This window comes from Neorhizobium sp. T25_13, from assembly GCF_002968675.1.
GTDB lineage: Bacteria > Pseudomonadota > Alphaproteobacteria > Rhizobiales > Rhizobiaceae > Neorhizobium > Neorhizobium tomejilense.
This window is the reverse complement of the sequence record NZ_PVBI01000016.1, coordinates 73,836-89,887: the sequence shown is the minus strand read 5'-3', so window position 1 is coordinate 89,887 and position 16,052 is coordinate 73,836. Positions and strand designations below refer to the sequence as shown.

Sequence of the window (16,052 nt, the reverse complement as noted above, 5' to 3'; positions counted from 1 at the left end):
CGAGGCGATCAGGCGCCAAGAAACAGGAGCGGATCCGCGCCCACCAAAACCGCATGTCCCCCGCCGAGAAGCCAGACGAGCAACGCTGCCGCGCAAAGCGCAGCGGCGGCCATCGGCATATCTACTGTAAATTTAGACTTACCATTGATCGCCGCGGCGAACGGAATGACCGAAGTCTGCGCCGAGACCGCCGGCCAAGCTGGCCCCAGCGATCGACGTGCCCTCTTTTCGAGCATGAACAAGCCGCCGGCGGAAAAAGCGGCGAAGCCGCCAAACAGAAGCAACGAACGCAGGTCTCCATTCGCAGGAACGTGCCCGACCGACCAGCAGAGAAAACCCCAGAGAACCGGGTGGCGCGTGACGGCCACGATCGCATCCGCCTCCCCTCCCTTGCGGAACGAGATCGAGAAGGGATTGCGGCTGAAGAGACCGGCAAGGACCAGGAAAAGCCCGATCGGCGATAGCACGAAGGCAGGCCAGGCCTGCCACGGCCTCGGTTGCCAGATTTCCACATAATCGAGGCTCAGAGCGGACAGGAAGAGCCAGGCCAGGGCCGCTGTCGAGACGACGGAATAGCCGGCAATATAGCTCCCGTGCCCCATCCATCCGATCAGCGCGCCGCGGATCTTCGGGACTGCCGGAATGGAATGCAGGGCGATGAAGGCCACGAAAGCCAGCAGAAACTGCGTCATGGCACGGCCGCTACTGTTGCCAGAAAAGAACGCCCGCAATCGCCACGGAAAAGACGACCGCGGCCAGCGAGCTGTAGCCCTGCAGGACACCCATCCGCTTCAGGGCGATGGCGAATATGACAATGATCGGGGCGGCCATCAGAAGGCCGACTTGTGCATCAGACATGGCAAATCCTTGGTTTGCCGTCATCCTACCCCCTCTATCTGCCGTTTCTTTGCGATATGACAAAGAGCCGGTTCTGTATTGCCTCCATTTTCCGGGACGGAAGAATACCGGAGGTTTCGGAATGGCGGCAATCTCGACCAGCGAAGAGAGGGATGAAGGCGGCGACCTTCTTCTCTGGGTGCTCGTCTGGGGCGAACTCGCGGCGTTCGGCATCCTGCTGACCGGCTATGTCGTCATGTCCATGCTGCACCCGGAAAGTTTTGGGCTCGCAAAACTCCATCTCGCGCCGCGGCTGGCGGGGCTCAACACGGTCGTGCTGCTGGCGAGCAGCTGGCAGGCGGCGCTTGCCGCCAACTCCCAGGGAAAACCTCGCCGGCAGCGCCTGTTCCTGCTCGGCGCGGCATTGTTGGGATTCCTCTTCGTCGCCCTCAAATTCGCCGAGTACAGTTCCGAATGGGCGGCGGCAGGGGACGAGAACCTGCAGACCTTTTTCGAGCTCTACTTTCTCATCACCGGCTTCCACCTCGCCCATGTCGCGTTCGTGGCTATCCTCTTCGTATTGGCCGCGATCAGGCTGGAGCGGTCGACGATCGTCACGCTGACGACCATCTGGCACGTCATCGACATCGTCTGGCTGGTGATGTTCCCCCTGATCTATCTGAGCTAGGAGGCCGGAATGGAGGATTCGAAACTCTTCGGCAGCGCCAACTGGGTCATGATGCTCGGCATCGTCGGCGCATTGATCGCCGCGCAATGGAAGCATGAGGTGATACCGGCGGCAGCACTTGCCGTCATCCTCGTCATGACCATCGCCAAGATACGGCTCATCGTGCTCGACTTCATGGACCTGCGGGGGATGCGGCCCAATCTGGCCCGCGCGCTGATGATCTGGCCGATCTTCTTCTCTGCCCTGTCGCTGGGCAAGGTCGTACTGGCCACCCTTCTCTAGGGCCGCGCCCACCGGCGCAAGGAAAGCAGAAGCTTACTATCCGAAAAAAATAGCGGACTTCGTGGGCAACGCTTTTTTGTTTGGTAAATCGCAAAGAACGCTTCCGGAAAGCCGCTCATAGAAGCTTCACGGGTCATCGTCCGCGTTCGCGAATGTGGCCCCGCAGCAACCCGCAAGGCATCCGCACAAAGGGGACATGAGGATGGCAGAACGCCTCACAAAGACCGGGGCACGCAACGTCTTTTACGGCGGCTCCGCGTTCTTCTTCGCAATCTTTCTCGGGCTTACCGCCCACAGTCACTACTACATGCGAACCACGTCTACGGACGAAGCCACGCTCTCGGATTCCGTCGGGCGCGGCAAACACGTCTGGGAAAAGAACGCCTGTATCAACTGCCATACGATCCTCGGGGAAGGCGCCTATTTCGCTCCCGAAGTCGGCAATGTGTGGAAGCGCTGGGGCGGCGATACCGATCCGGACACCGCCCGCGCGACGCTGAAGGCCTGGATGGCCGCGCAACCGAGCGGCATCGAAGGCAGGCGGCAGATGCCGCAGTTCAACCTGACGGAACGGGAACTCGAAGATCTGGCCAACTTCCTCGAATGGACGAGCAGGATCAAGACCCAGAACTGGCCGCCGAACGATGCCGGCTGATCTCACGGGAAGGGAAAAACACATGAAATATCAAACCCAGAAGGTCGCGATGCTGTATTTTTACGGCGCGCTCGGCCTGTTCATCGCCCAGGTTCTGTTCGGCGTTCTGGCGGGAACGATCTACGTCCTGCCGAACACGCTTTCGGAACTGCTGCCCTTCAACATCGTGCGGATGGTCCACACCAATGCGCTCATCGTCTGGCTGCTGATGGGCTTCATGGGCTCGACCTATTATCTTCTGCCCGAGGAGGCCGAGACGGAGCTGTTCAGCACCAGGATCGCGGTTGCGCAGTTCTGGCTTTTCCTCGTCGCGGCGGCGATCGCCGTGGTCGGTTATCTGTTCCACTATCATGAGGGCCGCGAGTTTCTGGAACAGCCGTTCCTCATCAAGGTCGGCATCGTCATCGTCGCTCTGATGTTCCTGTTCAACATCACGCTCACGGTGCTCAAGGGCCGCAAGACGGTCGTCACCAACATCCTGATCTTCGGCCTCTGGGGTGTTGCGATCTTCTTCCTGTTCGCCTTCTACAACCCGGTCAACCTGGCGCTCGACAAGATGTACTGGTGGTATGTCGTCCATCTCTGGGTCGAGGGCGTCTGGGAACTGATCATGGCCTCGGTGCTGGCCTTCCTGATGATCAAGCTGAACGGTATCGACCGCGAAGTGGTCGAAAAATGGCTCTACGTGATCGTCGGCCTTGCCCTGTTCTCCGGCATTCTCGGCACCGGCCACCATTTCTACTGGATCGGCGCCCCCGGCTACTGGCAGTGGATCGGCTCGCTCTTCTCCACCCTGGAAGTGGCACCCTTCTTCACCATGGTCGTCTTCACCTTCGTGATGACCTGGAAGGCCGGGCGCAAGCATCCGAACCGCGCCGCACTTCTCTGGTCGATCGGCTGCTCGGTCATGGCCTTTTTCGGCGCGGGCGTCTGGGGCTTCCTCCACACGCTGTCTTCGGTCAACTATTATACCCACGGCACGCAGCTCACCGCCGCCCATGGCCACCTCGCCTTCTTCGGCGCCTATGTGATGCTGAACCTTGCTGTCATGGCATACGCCGTGCCGGAACTTCGGGGCCGCAGCCCTTATAACCAGTGGCTTTCGATGGTCAGCTTCTGGATCATGTGCACGGCGATGTCGGTCATGACCTTCGCGCTGACCTTCGCCGGCGTCCTTCAGGTGCACCTGCAGCGCGTCCTTGGCGAAAGCTTCATGGATGTCCAGGACCAGCTGGCGATCTTCTATTGGGTCCGGCTCGGATCGGGCGTCTTCGTGCTCATCTCGGCGCTGATGTTCCTCTGGGCCCTGTTCGTCCCGGGCCGCGAGCGGCATCCCGCCGGGACGCCAAGCATCCAGCCGGCCGAATGATGCAGCGCGGCTCCGTCTTCCACCGACGGAGCCGCGTTCCTCCATCCCTCCAAAAATCAGGACATTCCGATGACCATGATTTCCACGATAAAGCCGGTCGAGACCGGACCGATCCCGCACTACATTCCCGCAGGCAACGAATGCGAGTTGTTCGAAACGGCCTGGAAGCGGCAGCTTCCGCTTCTCTTGAAAGGTCCGACCGGATGCGGAAAGACCCGCTTCGTTTGCCACATGGCCGAGCGTCTCGGACTGTCGCTTGCGACGGTTTCCTGCCATGACGATCTGGCTGCCGCCGATCTGACCGGCCGGTTCCTCCTGAAGGGCGGCGAAACCATCTGGGTGGATGGCCCACTCACGAAGTCGGTGCGCGGTGGCGGCATCTGCTATCTCGATGAAATCGTCGAAGCGCGGAAGGATGTCGCCGTCGTCATCCACCCCTTGACCGACGATCGCCGTATCCTGCCGCTCGAAAGAACCGGTGAGGTGCTGGAGGCGCCGCCGGAGTTCATGCTGGTTGTCTCCTACAACCCCGGCTACCAGAACATCCTCAAGGCATTGAAGCCTTCGACCAAGCAGCGTTTCGTCGCCATCGAGTTCGACTTCCTTCCCCGGGAACAGGAAGTGGCGATCGTCGCCGCCGAAAGCGGCCTTTCCGAGCGCCATGTCGTGCCGCTGGTAAACCTTGCCCATCGCCTGCGCGCCTTGAAGGGACACGACCTGGAGGAGGGCGTTTCGACCCGCCTGCTCGTCTACTGCGCCACGCTGATCGAAAGCGGGCTCGATCCGCGCCGTGCGATACGGGCTGCCATGATCGAGCCGCTGACCGACGATCCGGACGTGCGTGCGGCGTTGATCGAAGTGGCGAATGCCGTCGTTGCCTGAGGTGCTATGATGCTGGATTTTCTCGAGCTGGAAGAAACCGTCGGCAAGGCCTGGCACCGCCTGGTCGGCCAGACACGAAGCCTGCCGCGTTATCCCGAACAGGCGTTGACGCTGGACGAGATGAAACCCGTCCTCGCATCCTGCTTCCGCGGCTTCGGAGGCGATCACGCGGTCCAGCTCGTGGCGGCCCATCAGCGCACGTCGAAACATCGCTTGAAGCTTCGCCAGCTTGTGGGGCTCGGCGAGGAGCGGATTGCCCGCTCCGGCCGGGATTTCGCCCGCGCAATGCTGCCCGATGTCATCGACTTCTTTCCGGACCGCAGCCTGAACCGGGCATTGTACGTCTGGCTGACGGCGGCAATCGCTACATTGCCCGAGGCCCGGCCAGCCTCGCCGGATCCCCTCGCACGGGATCTCGAGCGGCTGCATATGGCAATATCCAATGTGGACGACACGCTTGCCGCATTTCCCGGCCTGCGCCCGGTCTATCGAAATTTATGTCAGGTAACGCTTACCGAGCGTCGCCGCGGTAGGCTTCCCTCGGTGGAACGGTTGCTGGAAAGCAGGATCATCAGCCTGCTGCGGGCAGGCGCCTGCCTGCCGGACGATACCCCGAGCGCGATCTTCCCGCGTCATGCCCCACCCGGCTACCAGCCTATGATGGACGTGCCGCTCTGGCCGGAATTCTTGTCCCATGAGGAAAGCCGTTCTTCGGCGGAGGATTCGGAAACCCCGCTCGGCGATCCGCAGGGTCTGACTGGCAAAAGAAGGTTCAGCGCGCAGCGCGAGCGGGAAGACGAGAAGCGCTCCGAGCGGAGCCCGTTCATCCTCAACCGCTTCGAGAAAATCCTGGCGATGACGGAAATGGTCAATGTCGACCGGCCGACCGACGACAAACCCGAGGAAGACGGCAAGGCCGCCGAGGATCTCGACGAGATGGTCCTCGGGCGCCGCAAGGAACGCCCCTCCTCGCGTTTCCATTTCGATCTCGATCTTCCGCCGGAAATGGTCGACCTGAAGGAAATCGCAACCGAGCTGACCTATCCCGAATGGGACTATCGAAAGGCCACCTATCTGAAGAACCACTGCCGGGTCCTTGCCGTCCCGACCTCGGGTAGCGGCGACCGCCTCGAGATATCGGAGGACACGAAGGCGCTGGCGAGGAAGGTGCGCAAGCAGTTCGAGATCCTGCGGCCGCGCCAGGAAATGCTCAAATCGCAGCTCGACGGCGTGGAGCTCGATCTCGATGCCGTCGTCCGGCGCCGGACCGATCTCATGGCCGGAGGGCAGGCGACCGACCGTATCCACGTGGCAAGCCGGCAGCGCACGCCCGATCTTGCCGTCACCATTCTCGTCGACGTTTCCCTCTCGACCGACGCCTGGATAGACAACCGGCGGGTTCTGGATGTCGAGAAGGAAGCGCTCCTCGTCCTCTCGCAGGGCCTGACCGCCTGCGGCACCGATCACTCCATCCTCACCTTCACCTCCCGGCGCCGCTCCTGGGTACGGGTCGAGACCGTGAAAGGCTTCGACGAGCGGCTTTCGCCAGTCGTCGAGGATCGGATCGCCGGCCTGAAACCCGGATATTACACCCGCCTCGGAGCCGCCCTGCGGCACGCCACCGCGGACCTCGCAAAACGCCCTAACCGGACCCGGCTGCTTCTCGTGCTGACCGATGGCAAGCCCAACGACATCGACCACTACGAGGGGCGTTTCGCGATGGAAGACAGCCGCCGCGCCGTGCAGGAAGCAAGGCGCCTTGGCGTCAATGTCTTCGCCGTGACGGTGGACAAGGATGCGAAATCCTATCTGCCGACGATGTTCGGACGCAACGGTTATGCGGTTGTCGGAGATATTTCAAAGCTTCCGGCGGCTCTGCCCGCCATCTATCGCGGCCTGACGGGATAGGGAGCCCGGCCGCATGGAGGTCCGGCTCGGCGGACTGCCGGACCTCCGTTTTCCGTTCTGAACCCTATGCCGCCTTGCTGAACGACCTGCCGCTTCTGTTCAGATAGGCATCGAATGCAGAGGCCGCGGCTCTGACGATGAACCGGTGATCCTCCGAGACGCGGATGATGCCGCCCCGGCGTTCGATCAGGCCGTCTCGTTCCAGCTCATCGAGCCGATCGTTGCCCCGCAGCAGAAGCTCGGCATCGAAGCCGTGCGCCGCCGCAAGGGCCGCAGCATCCACCGCAAAGTCGCACATCAGCCTCTCGATTACCTCGCCGCGCAGACGGTCCTCCGGTGTGAGGCGGTAGCCCTTGGCGACCGGCAGTTCGCCTTTCGACACCCGGGTCGCATAAAGGCCCGGCGGAACCTCGTTCTGGATATACCCTTGCGGCAACCGGCCGATCGACGACGCCCCGAGGCCTATCAGGGCGTCGCAGGCGTCCGTCGTGTACCCTTGGAAATTCCGGTGCAGCCGGCCTTCGGGCTGCGCCAGCGAGAGGTCGTCGGCCGGCAGGGCGAAATGGTCGAGACCGATCCTGACATATCCTGCCGCCACCAGGGCCTCGGCGATCGCGGATGCCTGAAGCGCGCGCTCCCGTGCATCCGGAAGCGCCGCCTCGTCGATGAGCCGCTGGTGCTTCTTGAAGCTCGGGATATGCGCATAACCGAAGACGGCAAGGCGATCCGGCCGCATGCTGACGGCCGCTTCGACCGTCTCGACGCAGGATTCGACCGTCTGAAACGGCAGCCCATAGATGAGGTCGAAGTTGATCGCGTTAATATTGTTGTGGCGAAGATGCTCGACCGCATCCATCGTCGTCTCGACGCTCTGGATGCGGTTGATCGCCTTCTGGACCTTCGGATCGAAGCTCTGGACCCCAAGGCTTGCGCGGGTGACGCCCGACTGGCCGAGCGCAACCGCCATCTCCCCGGTCAAGGTTCGCGGATCGATTTCGACCGCGGCATTGACGGCGCCCGCAAACCCGAGACGATCGCGAAACGCGTCCATCAGCGCGATGAATTCCTCCGGCCTGATGATGGTCGGCGTGCCGCCGCCGAAGTGGATTTCCCCGACGCTGAAGCCGTCGTCCCTGGCGGACGCCAGCAATTCGATCTCCCGGTGAAGTATCTCGATGTAGTCGAGAATGGGCCTGTCGCGCTCGGTGATCGTCGTGTGACAGCCGCAATACCAGCACATCGACCGACAGAAGGGGATGTGGATGTAGAGCGAGGTTGGCTGTCCCTCGGGCAACGCCTTCAGCCAGGCCGGATAGTCGAGGGCATCGAAATCCGGGCTGAAGTTCGGAGCCGTCGGATAGCTCGTGTAGCGCGGCAGCCGTGCATCGCCATATTTCTCGATTATCGCTGCGGACATGTCGGGCTCCTTTCAGTTTTCTTCCAAGAAGCATTTAGCTGCCCGCCGCCGGCCCCTCTTTGTGCAAAATCAACGACAGCGTGGTCTTTCTGTAAAATATTTGTCCCGACGCAAATTCCGTCGATCGCGCCGCTGCTAACTCATCGAGGCGGCCGGGATCGGCCAGGCCGCTGCACCAGATCGAAAGGCCCAGAACAAACCATGTCGGATATTGAGATCCCCTCCATCGATGTCAGGACGCTCGCTCCCGCCGAACGTCACCCGAAGATTTTTGGCGTGCTGACGTCCCTCATCCCCGGCGGCGTCATGCATGTCACCAGCGACCATGATCCGCGGCCTCTGCACTACCAGATCGAGAGCCGGTATCCGGAAGAGTTCGACTGGCAATATCTCGAACAGGGTCCGGATGTCTGGCGCGTCGAAATCCAGCGGGCGCAAAGCTCCGGCTGCGACTGCTGCTGCGGTCATTGAAAGACGAAAGCCATGCCCGGCGCCACTCTCTCCCCCTGGACGATGTCCTATTTCGCGACGGCACTCGTCTGCCTGGTCGCCGGGCTGGCCTTGACGATATCGGGGTTCGGATATCCATCCGCTCCCATCGACGACCCGGCCTCGCTGGTGGTCGTCCACCTGATCGCAATCGGCTGGCTCGGTCTTCTGTTTGCCGGATCGCTGCTTCAGTTCGTGCCGGTGATCGCCTCGCGACAGCTGCAATCCCCCCATCTCGCCCTGCCCGCCTTGCTGCTGACCATCATCGGGCTTCTCCTGCTGCTCGGCGGGTTTCTGGGGCTCGCCGATCTCGTGCCCCTGTGGACATGGGCACTGCCGGCCGGAGGCCTTCTCCTGACGCTGGCCTTCGCGGGCCTCTGCTGGATGGTCGCGGGCACTCTCGTGGCAGCGAGGCCGTACTCGCTGCCGGCAAAGTTCGTCGCGCTCGGCTGCGTGCCACTGATCGCCACGGCGCTGGTCGGGCTGCTGTTTGCCCTTTCCCTCTCCGGCCTTACCGATGATCCGCATCTCGTCGGGCTGCTGCTCTCGGCCGGACCGGCGCACGCCTATCTAGGCCTGTTCGGATGGATGACCATTACCGCGATCGGCGTCAGCTATCGCCTCCTGACAATGTTCCTGCTGTCGCCCGAAAGGACGCACGGGACAAGCCGGGCGATCGGCTGGCTATCGGCCGCCGCTCTCGCAACAGCAAGCTCCGGCGTCTTCCTCGATGGAGCCGGTTTGCCCGCGGACTGGCCGCTTCACCTGGCGATAGCGCTCTCGGGACTGGCCGCTCTTCTCTACGCAATCGATATCCACTCGATCTTCCGCGAGCGGAAACGGAAGTCCGTGGAACTGAACGTGATCGCGAGCTTGGTGGCGATCGGCATGCTGCTCCTCTGCTTCGTTCTTTTCGCCGCCTCGATCGTGATCGGCGACCCGGCCGGGATGGTGATGCCGATCGCCTATCTCTTCACGTTCGGATGGCTGACCGGGCTCGGCCTCGGGCAACTCTACAAGATCGTGGCATTCATGACGTGGCTGGAGTTTTACGGCCCCGTTCTTGGCCGCACAGCCGTCCCGCGCGTCCAGGACCTGGTCAACGAGCGGCGGGCATCGGCATGGTTCTGGCTCTATTTCACCGCGACGGCAACGGCGACCGCGGTCCTGATCCTCGACATGCCGGACATGTTCAGGGCGGCTACATTCGCTCAGCTCGCGGCTGTCTGCGCTCTCGCCTTCGAGTTCATCCAGGCCCGCCGCCTCGCCATGGTCCCGGCCGTGACCCGGCTGCCATCGGCCATCGCCGCACGGCGGCTCATCTTACCAAGCTTCAACGGGAGGTCACGATGACCCAGGAATTCAAGGAACTCGATGTCAGGCCGATCCTGAAGAACGGCGGCGAGCCGTTCGAAGCGATCATGACCGCGGTCGGGGCGCTGCAGCCCGGTCAGGGACTGAGGCTGCTTGCGCCCTTCAAGCCGCAACCGCTCTATCGCGTCATGGATGCCAAGGGCTTCGATCACTCGGTTGTCGAACTCGACGGCGGGGATTTCGAGGTCCGCTTCACGCCGCGCCGGCAAGAAGCGGTCGCACTTTCCGAAAACGCGGTCTCGCCCGAACTTTGGGCGGAGCCGTCCGTGCAGCTCGACCTTTCCGACCTTGACCCGCCGGAGCCGATGCAGCGAATTCTCGGCGCGGCCGAAGCGCTCGACCCGGGCGAAGTGATCTTCGCGGTGCTGGCACGCGAACCGGTCTTCCTGTTCCCGGAACTGACGCGCCGGGGCCATCAATGGGTGGGCAATTTCGATCGGGACGGCAGCGCCTACCGCATCATGATCCGCATCGGCAAAGGGGTTGCCGATGCCTGACACGTCCGAGCAGGCCAACCTGATCGAACAGGTCAGGCAACAGCTCTCCATGGTCATCGATCCGGAGATGGGACGCAGCGTCGTGGACATGGGCCTGATCTACCGCATCGAGACGGATCAGGCCGGCGACATGCACATATCGATGACCACCACGACGAAAGGCTGCCCCGCCTCGACCTTTCTGAAGGAAGCCATCCAGGCCTGTGCCGCATCGGTCGCGGGCGTGAAGAGCGTCGAGGTGGAGCTGACCTACGACCCGCCGTGGAACCCTTCGATGATGACGTCATGAAGCTTCTGACGCTGATCAGGCGCTGGGGAGAGACCCGGCACCACGAAATGGCGCCGCTCGTTTCGCATGCGGGAAATGTCCGGGACAAGCGCCACGCGGTCTACGAGATGGTGGCATCCGGTGCTGCCGACGATCCGGCCTTGTTCATCATCGAGGAAATCGAGCGCCTGAGCGAGTCGATCACCCGGGAGATCTGAGGCATCTCGCCGGGTTGTCCGGCGCCCGTTTCAGAAACGCCTATCCCGCCCCCGTTATCCCTTCGTGCTTTCGGCCAGCGCCAGCAGGCCTTCGGCATCCTTCACCAGCAGCTTCTGGCGCCCGCCTTCGACCAGGCCTTTCGCCTCCCATGCGCTCATGATCCTCGATACGGTATGCAGCGTCGTGCCGGTCATCTCGGCTATGTCCTGCCGGGAAATCGGGAAATCGATCCGCACCGCGTCGCCCTCCTTGCGGCCCGCGTGCTTGGCGAGCCTCAGAACCGCATGGGCGACCCGCTGCTCGACCTCCTGCGTCGACATTTCGCGGATGCGGGCATGGGCTTCTTCCAGGCGCTGCCCGATCGTCTGCATGGCGGTGACCGCAAGCCGGGGATTTCGATCGACGAACTGGGGCCAGAGTTCCGTCGGCCAGCAAAGCGCGATGCTTTCCGCAACGGCCATCGCCGTGCCGGGATAGTCCGTCCGTTGAAGCGCCTTGGCAAAACCAAAGAGATCGCCCGGGTGGACGACGCGCACGATGATCTGCTGACCGTCTTCGGTGACCTGCGTGACTTTCAGCCTGCCGTGCAGAAGCAGATGGAAATGCGTTGCGGCCGCCCCCTGTTCGAAGACGGCTTCGCCGACCGGCACCCGACGGGAAGTTGCGTGAGCAAGAAGCGCTTCCGTATCGGCATCCTCCATCCTTTCGAACAGGGGAAAACTTCTCACGAGGCTCTTATCGATCTTCAACGGCCTATGCTCCGCTACGGTCAGCGCGAACCTAGCACAGCCCGCGGCGAGATCGAAGATGCGCTATTGCCGCGCCGGCAGCAAACATTCCCGCGTCTGCTTGCGACGCCGCAATGAAGGGCTTCGCCGCCGCCGCTACAAGGGTGCCGAACAAGGAGTTCCGAAGATGACGACAATTCCGGCCGGGCGGCGACCTGGGAGCATCCCGAGGGGACTCTCCACAACCGCCCCCATCATATTCTCCTACGGCTTCCGGCCATTCTTTCTCTCGTCGGCCCTCTGGGCGGCTGCCGCGATGCTGTTGTGGATGGCAAGCCTGGCCGGACTGATCGACGTGGCGATTTCCTACGGCACCGTCCATTGGCATGCACACGAGATGCTGTTCGGTTATGCGAGCGCCGTGCTGGCTGGTTTCCTGCTGACCGCGGTCCCTAACTGGACCGGCAGGCTGCCGGTGTCCGGTTGGCCGCTGGTCTTCCTGTTCCTCGTCTGGGTCTCCGGCCGGCTGGCGCTGCTTCTGTCCGACCTTATCGGCACCATGGCCGCCATCCTGGCCGACAGCGCCTTTCTGCCCCTCCTCCTTTTCATCTGCGTGCGCGAAGTGGTCGCGGGACGGAAGTGGAAGGATTTGAAGGTCATCACCGGCCTGGTCGCCCTCTCCGCTGCAAACATCCTGTATCATCTGGCGGTGGCCGGCGGGCAGCACCCATCCATCGGGATCAAGCTTGCCCTCTCGGCCTATACCGCAATGATCCTCATTGTGGGGGGCCGAATCATCCCGAGCTTCACCCGCAACTGGATCAACAAGACCGGTCGGACGGATTTCCCCGCCGCCTATGACCGGTTTGATACGGCGGCCATCCTGTGCGGGGTCGCCGCCCTGGCCGCCTGGGTCATTCTGGACGACGGCAAGCTTGTTGCGGCGGCGGCAGGACTGGCGGCGGCCATGCAGGCTATCCGGCTCGCACGCTGGAGGGGCTGGACCACGACCGCTGAAATGCTGGTGACGATCCTGCATATCGCCTACCTGTTCATACCGCTGGGGTTCCTTGCGATCGGCCTTGCAGCGGTGAACCTTTTCGACCAGACCTCCGCTATCCACGTCCTGAGCGTCGGAACCGTCACCACGATGATGCTCGCCGTCATGACACGGGCAAGCCGGGGCCATACCGGACGGGTCCTGACCGCGTCGCGAACAACCGTCGCTTCTTATGCGGCAATCGTGCTCTGCGCCCTTCTAAGGCCAAGCGCCGGCCTCTTTCCGGAATTTACCAGCCTGATCTATTCGCTGTCCGGGGCCGCATGGCTTGCCGCTTTCGGCCTGTTTGTCCTTGAATACGGACCGATGCTGACCCGCGTGCGGCGGCGGGTGGTGGAAGGATAAAGGAATGTTGGCTTGCGGACGCTCCACCCTGGAGGGAGCGTCCGGCTGGCATCGAATCAAGGTGCGATTTCGATCTCGCCTTCCATCCTGGTGATCTCGAAATCGCTGATGATCACGTCAAGGCGAAGTCGCCACCGCCCGGGTAAGGGAAGTACGATATCGGGCACCGTCCAGCCGTCCTTGCCTTTCCCGGCTCGGCGCCTTATCGGCTCGATCTCCGCCCCCGGGTTCGACAGCACAACCGTTACTTCCTGAGGATCGAGCGGCGACCGGTCGCTTTTGGCGATGGCCGCGGATATCGCGACCTTCCCTACCCTGTCCGGCGTGATCCTGACATCAGCCACGGCCTTGCTGGTCTCCAGGTGAACGACGGCAGTCCGCTGGACTTCGGCGATCAAGGTGCGTGGAGGCGGCGTGAAGCGCCACGTCGCAGCCACCGCGAAGATGAGGAGCAGGATGACGGTCTCCGCAGCGATCGAACGAACGAGCTGGCGGATCGCCGCCGGCTCTCCCTTTTTCGAACCGGAAGTGAGTTTCCACCGGTTGACGGCTGCCAGGGCAAACAGCAGGGCGAGCAGCCCGAGCTTGACGAGGAATACGATCCCATACGCCGTCGTGACCAGCCCCTCCGGAGTGCGGATCTGGACGACGGCAAGCACGCATCCGGCCACGGCAAGGACCAGGACGGCCCATGGTATGAAGACGGAGAAGCGGCGCAATGCTGCGCCGGCCGCTTCTTTGTCTTTTCCGAACTCGGCCAGGAGCGGCAGCAGCGCACCGGCCCAGACAGCTATGGCCGCGACATGCAGGAAAACGGCCGGGCGCATCAGCCATTGCGGGTCTGCCGCACTCGCGTGCCCGCTGAGGCAGAGGGCAAATGCTGCGGTCATGACGGCGGATATCGATATCCAGCGGGCATCCCTGCCCCGACCGCTGGCCAGAGCGAGCCCCGCAAGCGCCTGGGCCGCGATCGCAAAAATGACGGTCGGCCCGAAGCTCGTGGCCATTCCCGCCTTCCAGACGGCCGGCACGAAAAGCCGCGAAACAGGCTCGCCCACCGTATCGAGGCCCTGGAAGCCGGCAGAAAGAAAGGCGCCCACAAAGCCGGCGCCGAGGGCCGCAAGCACCTGCCTCAACGCATTCCCGGAACCGTCCGCGAACCAGTGGATGGCAAAAGCGCCGCCGACGCCGAAAAAGAGACCGACATAGAGCGCCACCTTGCCGATCCAGAGGCCGGTGCGGACCGGCCAGTCGATATCGACCACCGTGCCCCGGGCGTCGGCGTTCGGCCGCCCGATCGAGAAGACGACCGAGCCGCCGATCGGGTGGCCATCCTCCGAAACGACCCGCCAGGAGAGAAGATAGCTTCCGTCCGAAAGGTCGTCGGGCGGGGTAATCTCGACCGTCCTGTCCTTCAGGACGAAGTTTTTGAGAGTGACTGAACTGCGATCCGGCCGCGTGAGCTTGAGGCTGGTCGGCGAGACAGGCTCGCTGAAGGTCAGAGCGATCACGCGAGGGGCCGTGGACACGACCGAGCCATCGCGCGGCTCGGTCGTGTTGAGGGATGCATGGGCGGATGCCGCCGCCGTCATGACCGACCACAGCAGGATCGCATACACGAACCGCTGCAGAGTGCCGGTCAGTGAAAGTGCCTTGTAGCAAAGCGGCGTCATCGGCCTTCATGCTCCCGGATGGATCGATCGTTTAGTTGCCGGTCTTCTGAAGGAGCTTGACGCCCGGGGCCGGGAGTTCGAGGTCCGACGCCTTCTGGCCTGCGGCCGGCACTTCGATCCAGCGTTCCTTGAGGCCTTCCGGGCACTCCTGGATCACCGGGAAATAGAGCATGTCGCCGGCTTTCAGATCCACGGCAATCGTGCCCCGCAGCACGAACTCCTCATACTCGTCATCGCCGAGGTTACCGCCGCTCCAGACCACTTCCTTGACCCCTTCGGTGACGGGAGAGCCGTGATTGTCATAGGCCTTGGCATAGGCGCCCTTGACCTTGTCGAGCGTCCAGCCGGCCTTCGGCTGCGGCTTCACTCCGTAGAAACCTTCCGGGATCTGGACGCGCACGGTGTTCGTCGGCTTGCCCTCGCAACCGTGCGGCACGCGCAGCACCGCCTTGTAGGTCGAGCCTAGAGGAGCTTCTTTTCCCTCCAGGGTGACATGCGCCAGAGCGGCGGTGCTGCCGACCACGAGGATGGCGGCGGTTGTGGTGATTTTCTTCAACATAAGAATCTCCATGCTTGGCCGCACGTTGGACGGCCTGATTTTGATGTGACGGGCAGCCGGGAAGGCGCCGGTCCGGGATGGATTGATGGTTTGAAATGGTGTCCCGCCTTTGCTCCGATCCCGCCGGCCGCCGGGGATGCGATACACGGCTTTTGCCGCGTCATCGCCGTTTGGCCGAAGCGAGTTTAGGGAACAGAGAGGTGCCCCACTTGGAGCGCCCGGCGATCCTTGAGATTCACCAGCCGCGCTTCAAGTCTTTGGTTCGCATGCCGTGTCGCAAGACGGTGACGTTTTGCGCGGCACGCTTTCAGGCTGCCGACGGTGGCGCGCGGGGATTTCCGGGAGAGGTCTCGGGCCGTTCGAAAGGACCTATATCCGTTTCGGCCGGAACCGGCCTGGAGGTGGCCTCCAGCCGGTTGCTCAGAAAATTGTCGGAAAACTGCGGTGCGAGCGCCGGAGCGAGAACGCTGCATGCCTGGGTGCAGCACTCGGGCAGTTTTGGACCGTCCTTGTGATCGGATTGGCCGCTACCGCCCGCATGGGTAATGCAAAGCGGGTTTCCAAAATCATCGATGACAGGTGTTGCGACCGCTGAGCCGAGAAGGACGGAGCCAAGCACCATCTGCACGACGAGCGCGTAGGCCGCGATAGACGCGAACACAACACTCCAGCCAGGCGCTCTGCGGTTCTTCACGGTCCCCTCATCAGTTGCGGCCAGCCGCCGATGTCCGATCTGGACATCCGTTATTGGCACGGCACAGTCAGCTCTGTCTATGCGCCCTTCCGCCACAGCGTTCTTTGA

19 protein-coding genes are annotated in these 16,052 nt (G+C 62.8%); 12 read left to right on the top strand and 7 right to left on the bottom strand.

Annotation, left to right across the window (positions count from 1 at the left end; genetic code table 11):
* Nucleotides 1-8 precede the first annotated feature (8 nt).
* Nucleotides 9-692, bottom strand: coding sequence for an NnrU family protein (locus C5J22_RS27100; RefSeq protein ID WP_105440777.1), 684 nt, complete (start codon nucleotides 690-692; stop codon nucleotides 9-11).
* Nucleotides 693-702: 10 nt separating this feature from the next.
* Complete coding sequence (locus C5J22_RS31385) at nucleotides 703-858, bottom strand: hypothetical protein (protein WP_167551678.1); 156 nt, start codon at nucleotides 856-858, stop codon at nucleotides 703-705.
* Nucleotides 859-979: 121 nt separating this feature from the next.
* Here C5J22_RS31385 and C5J22_RS27095 point away from each other — a divergent pair, with 121 nt between their 5' ends.
* The 6 genes from C5J22_RS27095 to C5J22_RS27070 all read left to right on the top strand — a co-directional run bounded on the left by C5J22_RS27095 (nucleotide 980) and on the right by C5J22_RS27070 (nucleotide 6,621).
* Complete coding sequence (locus C5J22_RS27095) at nucleotides 980-1,525, top strand: cytochrome c oxidase subunit 3 (RefSeq protein WP_245440551.1); 546 nt, start codon at nucleotides 980-982, stop codon at nucleotides 1,523-1,525.
* 9 nt (nucleotides 1,526-1,534) lie between these two features.
* Entirely contained in the window at nucleotides 1,535-1,807 is a 273-nt protein-coding gene (locus C5J22_RS27090; protein WP_105440774.1) for a cytochrome C oxidase subunit IV family protein, read from the top strand.
* A gap of 202 nt (nucleotides 1,808-2,009) precedes the next feature.
* Nucleotides 2,010-2,462, top strand: coding sequence for a c-type cytochrome (locus C5J22_RS27085; RefSeq protein ID WP_105404461.1), 453 nt, complete (start codon nucleotides 2,010-2,012; stop codon nucleotides 2,460-2,462).
* Nucleotides 2,463-2,484: 22 nt separating this feature from the next.
* Nucleotides 2,485-3,831 (top strand): nitric-oxide reductase large subunit, encoded by a 1,347-nt coding sequence (locus tag C5J22_RS27080; RefSeq protein WP_105440773.1) that lies wholly within the window; start codon nucleotides 2,485-2,487, stop codon nucleotides 3,829-3,831.
* Between the two features lie 75 nt (nucleotides 3,832-3,906).
* A complete protein-coding gene (locus C5J22_RS27075; RefSeq protein WP_105440811.1) occupies nucleotides 3,907-4,713 on the top strand; it encodes a CbbQ/NirQ/NorQ/GpvN family protein in 807 nt (268 codons plus the stop codon).
* Between the two features lie 9 nt (nucleotides 4,714-4,722).
* Nucleotides 4,723-6,621: a nitric oxide reductase activation protein NorD gene (locus tag C5J22_RS27070; protein ID WP_105440810.1), complete on the top strand. Its 1,899-nt coding sequence runs from the start codon at nucleotides 4,723-4,725 to the stop codon at nucleotides 6,619-6,621.
* Between the two features lie 64 nt (nucleotides 6,622-6,685).
* On the opposite strand, the gene hemN is transcribed toward C5J22_RS27070, so the two are convergent.
* Nucleotides 6,686-8,038: an oxygen-independent coproporphyrinogen III oxidase gene (gene hemN, locus C5J22_RS27065; RefSeq protein ID WP_105440772.1), complete on the bottom strand. Its 1,353-nt coding sequence runs from the start codon at nucleotides 8,036-8,038 to the stop codon at nucleotides 6,686-6,688.
* A gap of 201 nt (nucleotides 8,039-8,239) precedes the next feature.
* Between hemN and C5J22_RS27060 the strand changes: the two genes are divergently transcribed.
* The 5 genes from C5J22_RS27060 to C5J22_RS27040 are packed head-to-tail and all read left to right on the top strand — an operon-like array spanning nucleotide 8,240 to nucleotide 10,884.
* Nucleotides 8,240-8,509, top strand: coding sequence for a DUF2249 domain-containing protein (locus C5J22_RS27060; RefSeq protein ID WP_038546255.1), 270 nt, complete (start codon nucleotides 8,240-8,242; stop codon nucleotides 8,507-8,509).
* A gap of 12 nt (nucleotides 8,510-8,521) precedes the next feature.
* Nucleotides 8,522-9,880, top strand: coding sequence for a hypothetical protein (locus tag C5J22_RS27055; RefSeq protein ID WP_105440770.1), 1,359 nt, complete (start codon nucleotides 8,522-8,524; stop codon nucleotides 9,878-9,880).
* Nucleotides 9,877-10,398, top strand: a complete 522-nt coding sequence (locus tag C5J22_RS27050; protein WP_105440768.1) for a DUF2249 domain-containing protein — start codon at nucleotides 9,877-9,879, stop codon at nucleotides 10,396-10,398. Before C5J22_RS27055 ends, C5J22_RS27050 begins: the two co-directional genes overlap by 4 nt.
* Entirely contained in the window at nucleotides 10,391-10,687 is a 297-nt protein-coding gene (locus tag C5J22_RS27045) for a metal-sulfur cluster assembly factor (RefSeq protein ID WP_105440767.1), read from the top strand. The genes C5J22_RS27050 and C5J22_RS27045 overlap by 8 nt, the downstream gene beginning before the upstream one ends.
* On the top strand, nucleotides 10,684-10,884 hold the full coding sequence (locus C5J22_RS27040) for a hypothetical protein (protein WP_105440766.1): 201 nt from the start codon (nucleotides 10,684-10,686) through the stop codon (nucleotides 10,882-10,884). The genes C5J22_RS27045 and C5J22_RS27040 overlap by 4 nt, the downstream gene beginning before the upstream one ends.
* A 54-nt stretch (nucleotides 10,885-10,938) precedes the next feature.
* Here the strand turns inward: C5J22_RS27040 and C5J22_RS27035 are convergent, their stop codons facing one another.
* Nucleotides 10,939-11,634, bottom strand: a complete 696-nt coding sequence (locus C5J22_RS27035; RefSeq protein ID WP_105404467.1) for a Crp/Fnr family transcriptional regulator — start codon at nucleotides 11,632-11,634, stop codon at nucleotides 10,939-10,941.
* A gap of 166 nt (nucleotides 11,635-11,800) precedes the next feature.
* Between C5J22_RS27035 and C5J22_RS27030 the strand changes: the two genes are divergently transcribed.
* Nucleotides 11,801-13,018, top strand: coding sequence for an NnrS family protein (locus C5J22_RS27030; protein WP_105440809.1), 1,218 nt, complete (start codon nucleotides 11,801-11,803; stop codon nucleotides 13,016-13,018).
* 56 nt (nucleotides 13,019-13,074) lie between these two features.
* Here the strand turns inward: C5J22_RS27030 and C5J22_RS27025 are convergent, their stop codons facing one another.
* The 3 genes from C5J22_RS27025 to C5J22_RS27015 form a co-directional block, all read right to left on the bottom strand.
* Nucleotides 13,075-14,691, bottom strand: a complete 1,617-nt coding sequence (locus C5J22_RS27025; RefSeq protein WP_105440764.1) for a copper resistance CopC/CopD family protein — start codon at nucleotides 14,689-14,691, stop codon at nucleotides 13,075-13,077.
* A gap of 31 nt (nucleotides 14,692-14,722) precedes the next feature.
* Nucleotides 14,723-15,250, bottom strand: coding sequence for a YcnI family protein (locus C5J22_RS27020; RefSeq protein WP_105440763.1), 528 nt, complete (start codon nucleotides 15,248-15,250; stop codon nucleotides 14,723-14,725).
* Between the two features lie 307 nt (nucleotides 15,251-15,557).
* Nucleotides 15,558-15,944, bottom strand: coding sequence for a hypothetical protein (locus C5J22_RS27015; protein ID WP_172746794.1), 387 nt, complete (start codon nucleotides 15,942-15,944; stop codon nucleotides 15,558-15,560).
* Between the last annotated feature and the right edge of the window lie 108 nt (nucleotides 15,945-16,052).

Coding starts and splice junctions, on each gene's coding strand:
- C5J22_RS27100 (WP_105440777.1), bottom strand. CDS start 692: ATGACGCAGTTTCTGCTGGCTTTCGTGGCCTTCATCGCCCTGCATTCC.
- C5J22_RS31385 (WP_167551678.1), bottom strand. CDS start 858: ATGTCTGATGCACAAGTCGGCCTTCTGATGGCCGCCCCGATCATTGTC.
- C5J22_RS27095 (WP_245440551.1), top strand. CDS start 980: ATGGCGGCAATCTCGACCAGCGAAGAGAGGGATGAAGGCGGCGACCTT.
- C5J22_RS27090 (WP_105440774.1), top strand. CDS start 1,535: ATGGAGGATTCGAAACTCTTCGGCAGCGCCAACTGGGTCATGATGCTC.
- C5J22_RS27085 (WP_105404461.1), top strand. CDS start 2,010: ATGGCAGAACGCCTCACAAAGACCGGGGCACGCAACGTCTTTTACGGC.
- C5J22_RS27080 (WP_105440773.1), top strand. CDS start 2,485: ATGAAATATCAAACCCAGAAGGTCGCGATGCTGTATTTTTACGGCGCG.
- C5J22_RS27075 (WP_105440811.1), top strand. CDS start 3,907: ATGATTTCCACGATAAAGCCGGTCGAGACCGGACCGATCCCGCACTAC.
- C5J22_RS27070 (WP_105440810.1), top strand. CDS start 4,723: ATGCTGGATTTTCTCGAGCTGGAAGAAACCGTCGGCAAGGCCTGGCAC.
- hemN (WP_105440772.1), bottom strand. CDS start 8,038: ATGTCCGCAGCGATAATCGAGAAATATGGCGATGCACGGCTGCCGCGC.
- C5J22_RS27060 (WP_038546255.1), top strand. CDS start 8,240: ATGTCGGATATTGAGATCCCCTCCATCGATGTCAGGACGCTCGCTCCC.
- C5J22_RS27055 (WP_105440770.1), top strand. CDS start 8,522: ATGCCCGGCGCCACTCTCTCCCCCTGGACGATGTCCTATTTCGCGACG.
- C5J22_RS27050 (WP_105440768.1), top strand. CDS start 9,877: ATGACCCAGGAATTCAAGGAACTCGATGTCAGGCCGATCCTGAAGAAC.
- C5J22_RS27045 (WP_105440767.1), top strand. CDS start 10,391: ATGCCTGACACGTCCGAGCAGGCCAACCTGATCGAACAGGTCAGGCAA.
- C5J22_RS27040 (WP_105440766.1), top strand. CDS start 10,684: ATGAAGCTTCTGACGCTGATCAGGCGCTGGGGAGAGACCCGGCACCAC.
- C5J22_RS27030 (WP_105440809.1), top strand. CDS start 11,801: ATGACGACAATTCCGGCCGGGCGGCGACCTGGGAGCATCCCGAGGGGA.
- C5J22_RS27025 (WP_105440764.1), bottom strand. CDS start 14,691: ATGACGCCGCTTTGCTACAAGGCACTTTCACTGACCGGCACTCTGCAG.
- C5J22_RS27020 (WP_105440763.1), bottom strand. CDS start 15,250: ATGTTGAAGAAAATCACCACAACCGCCGCCATCCTCGTGGTCGGCAGC.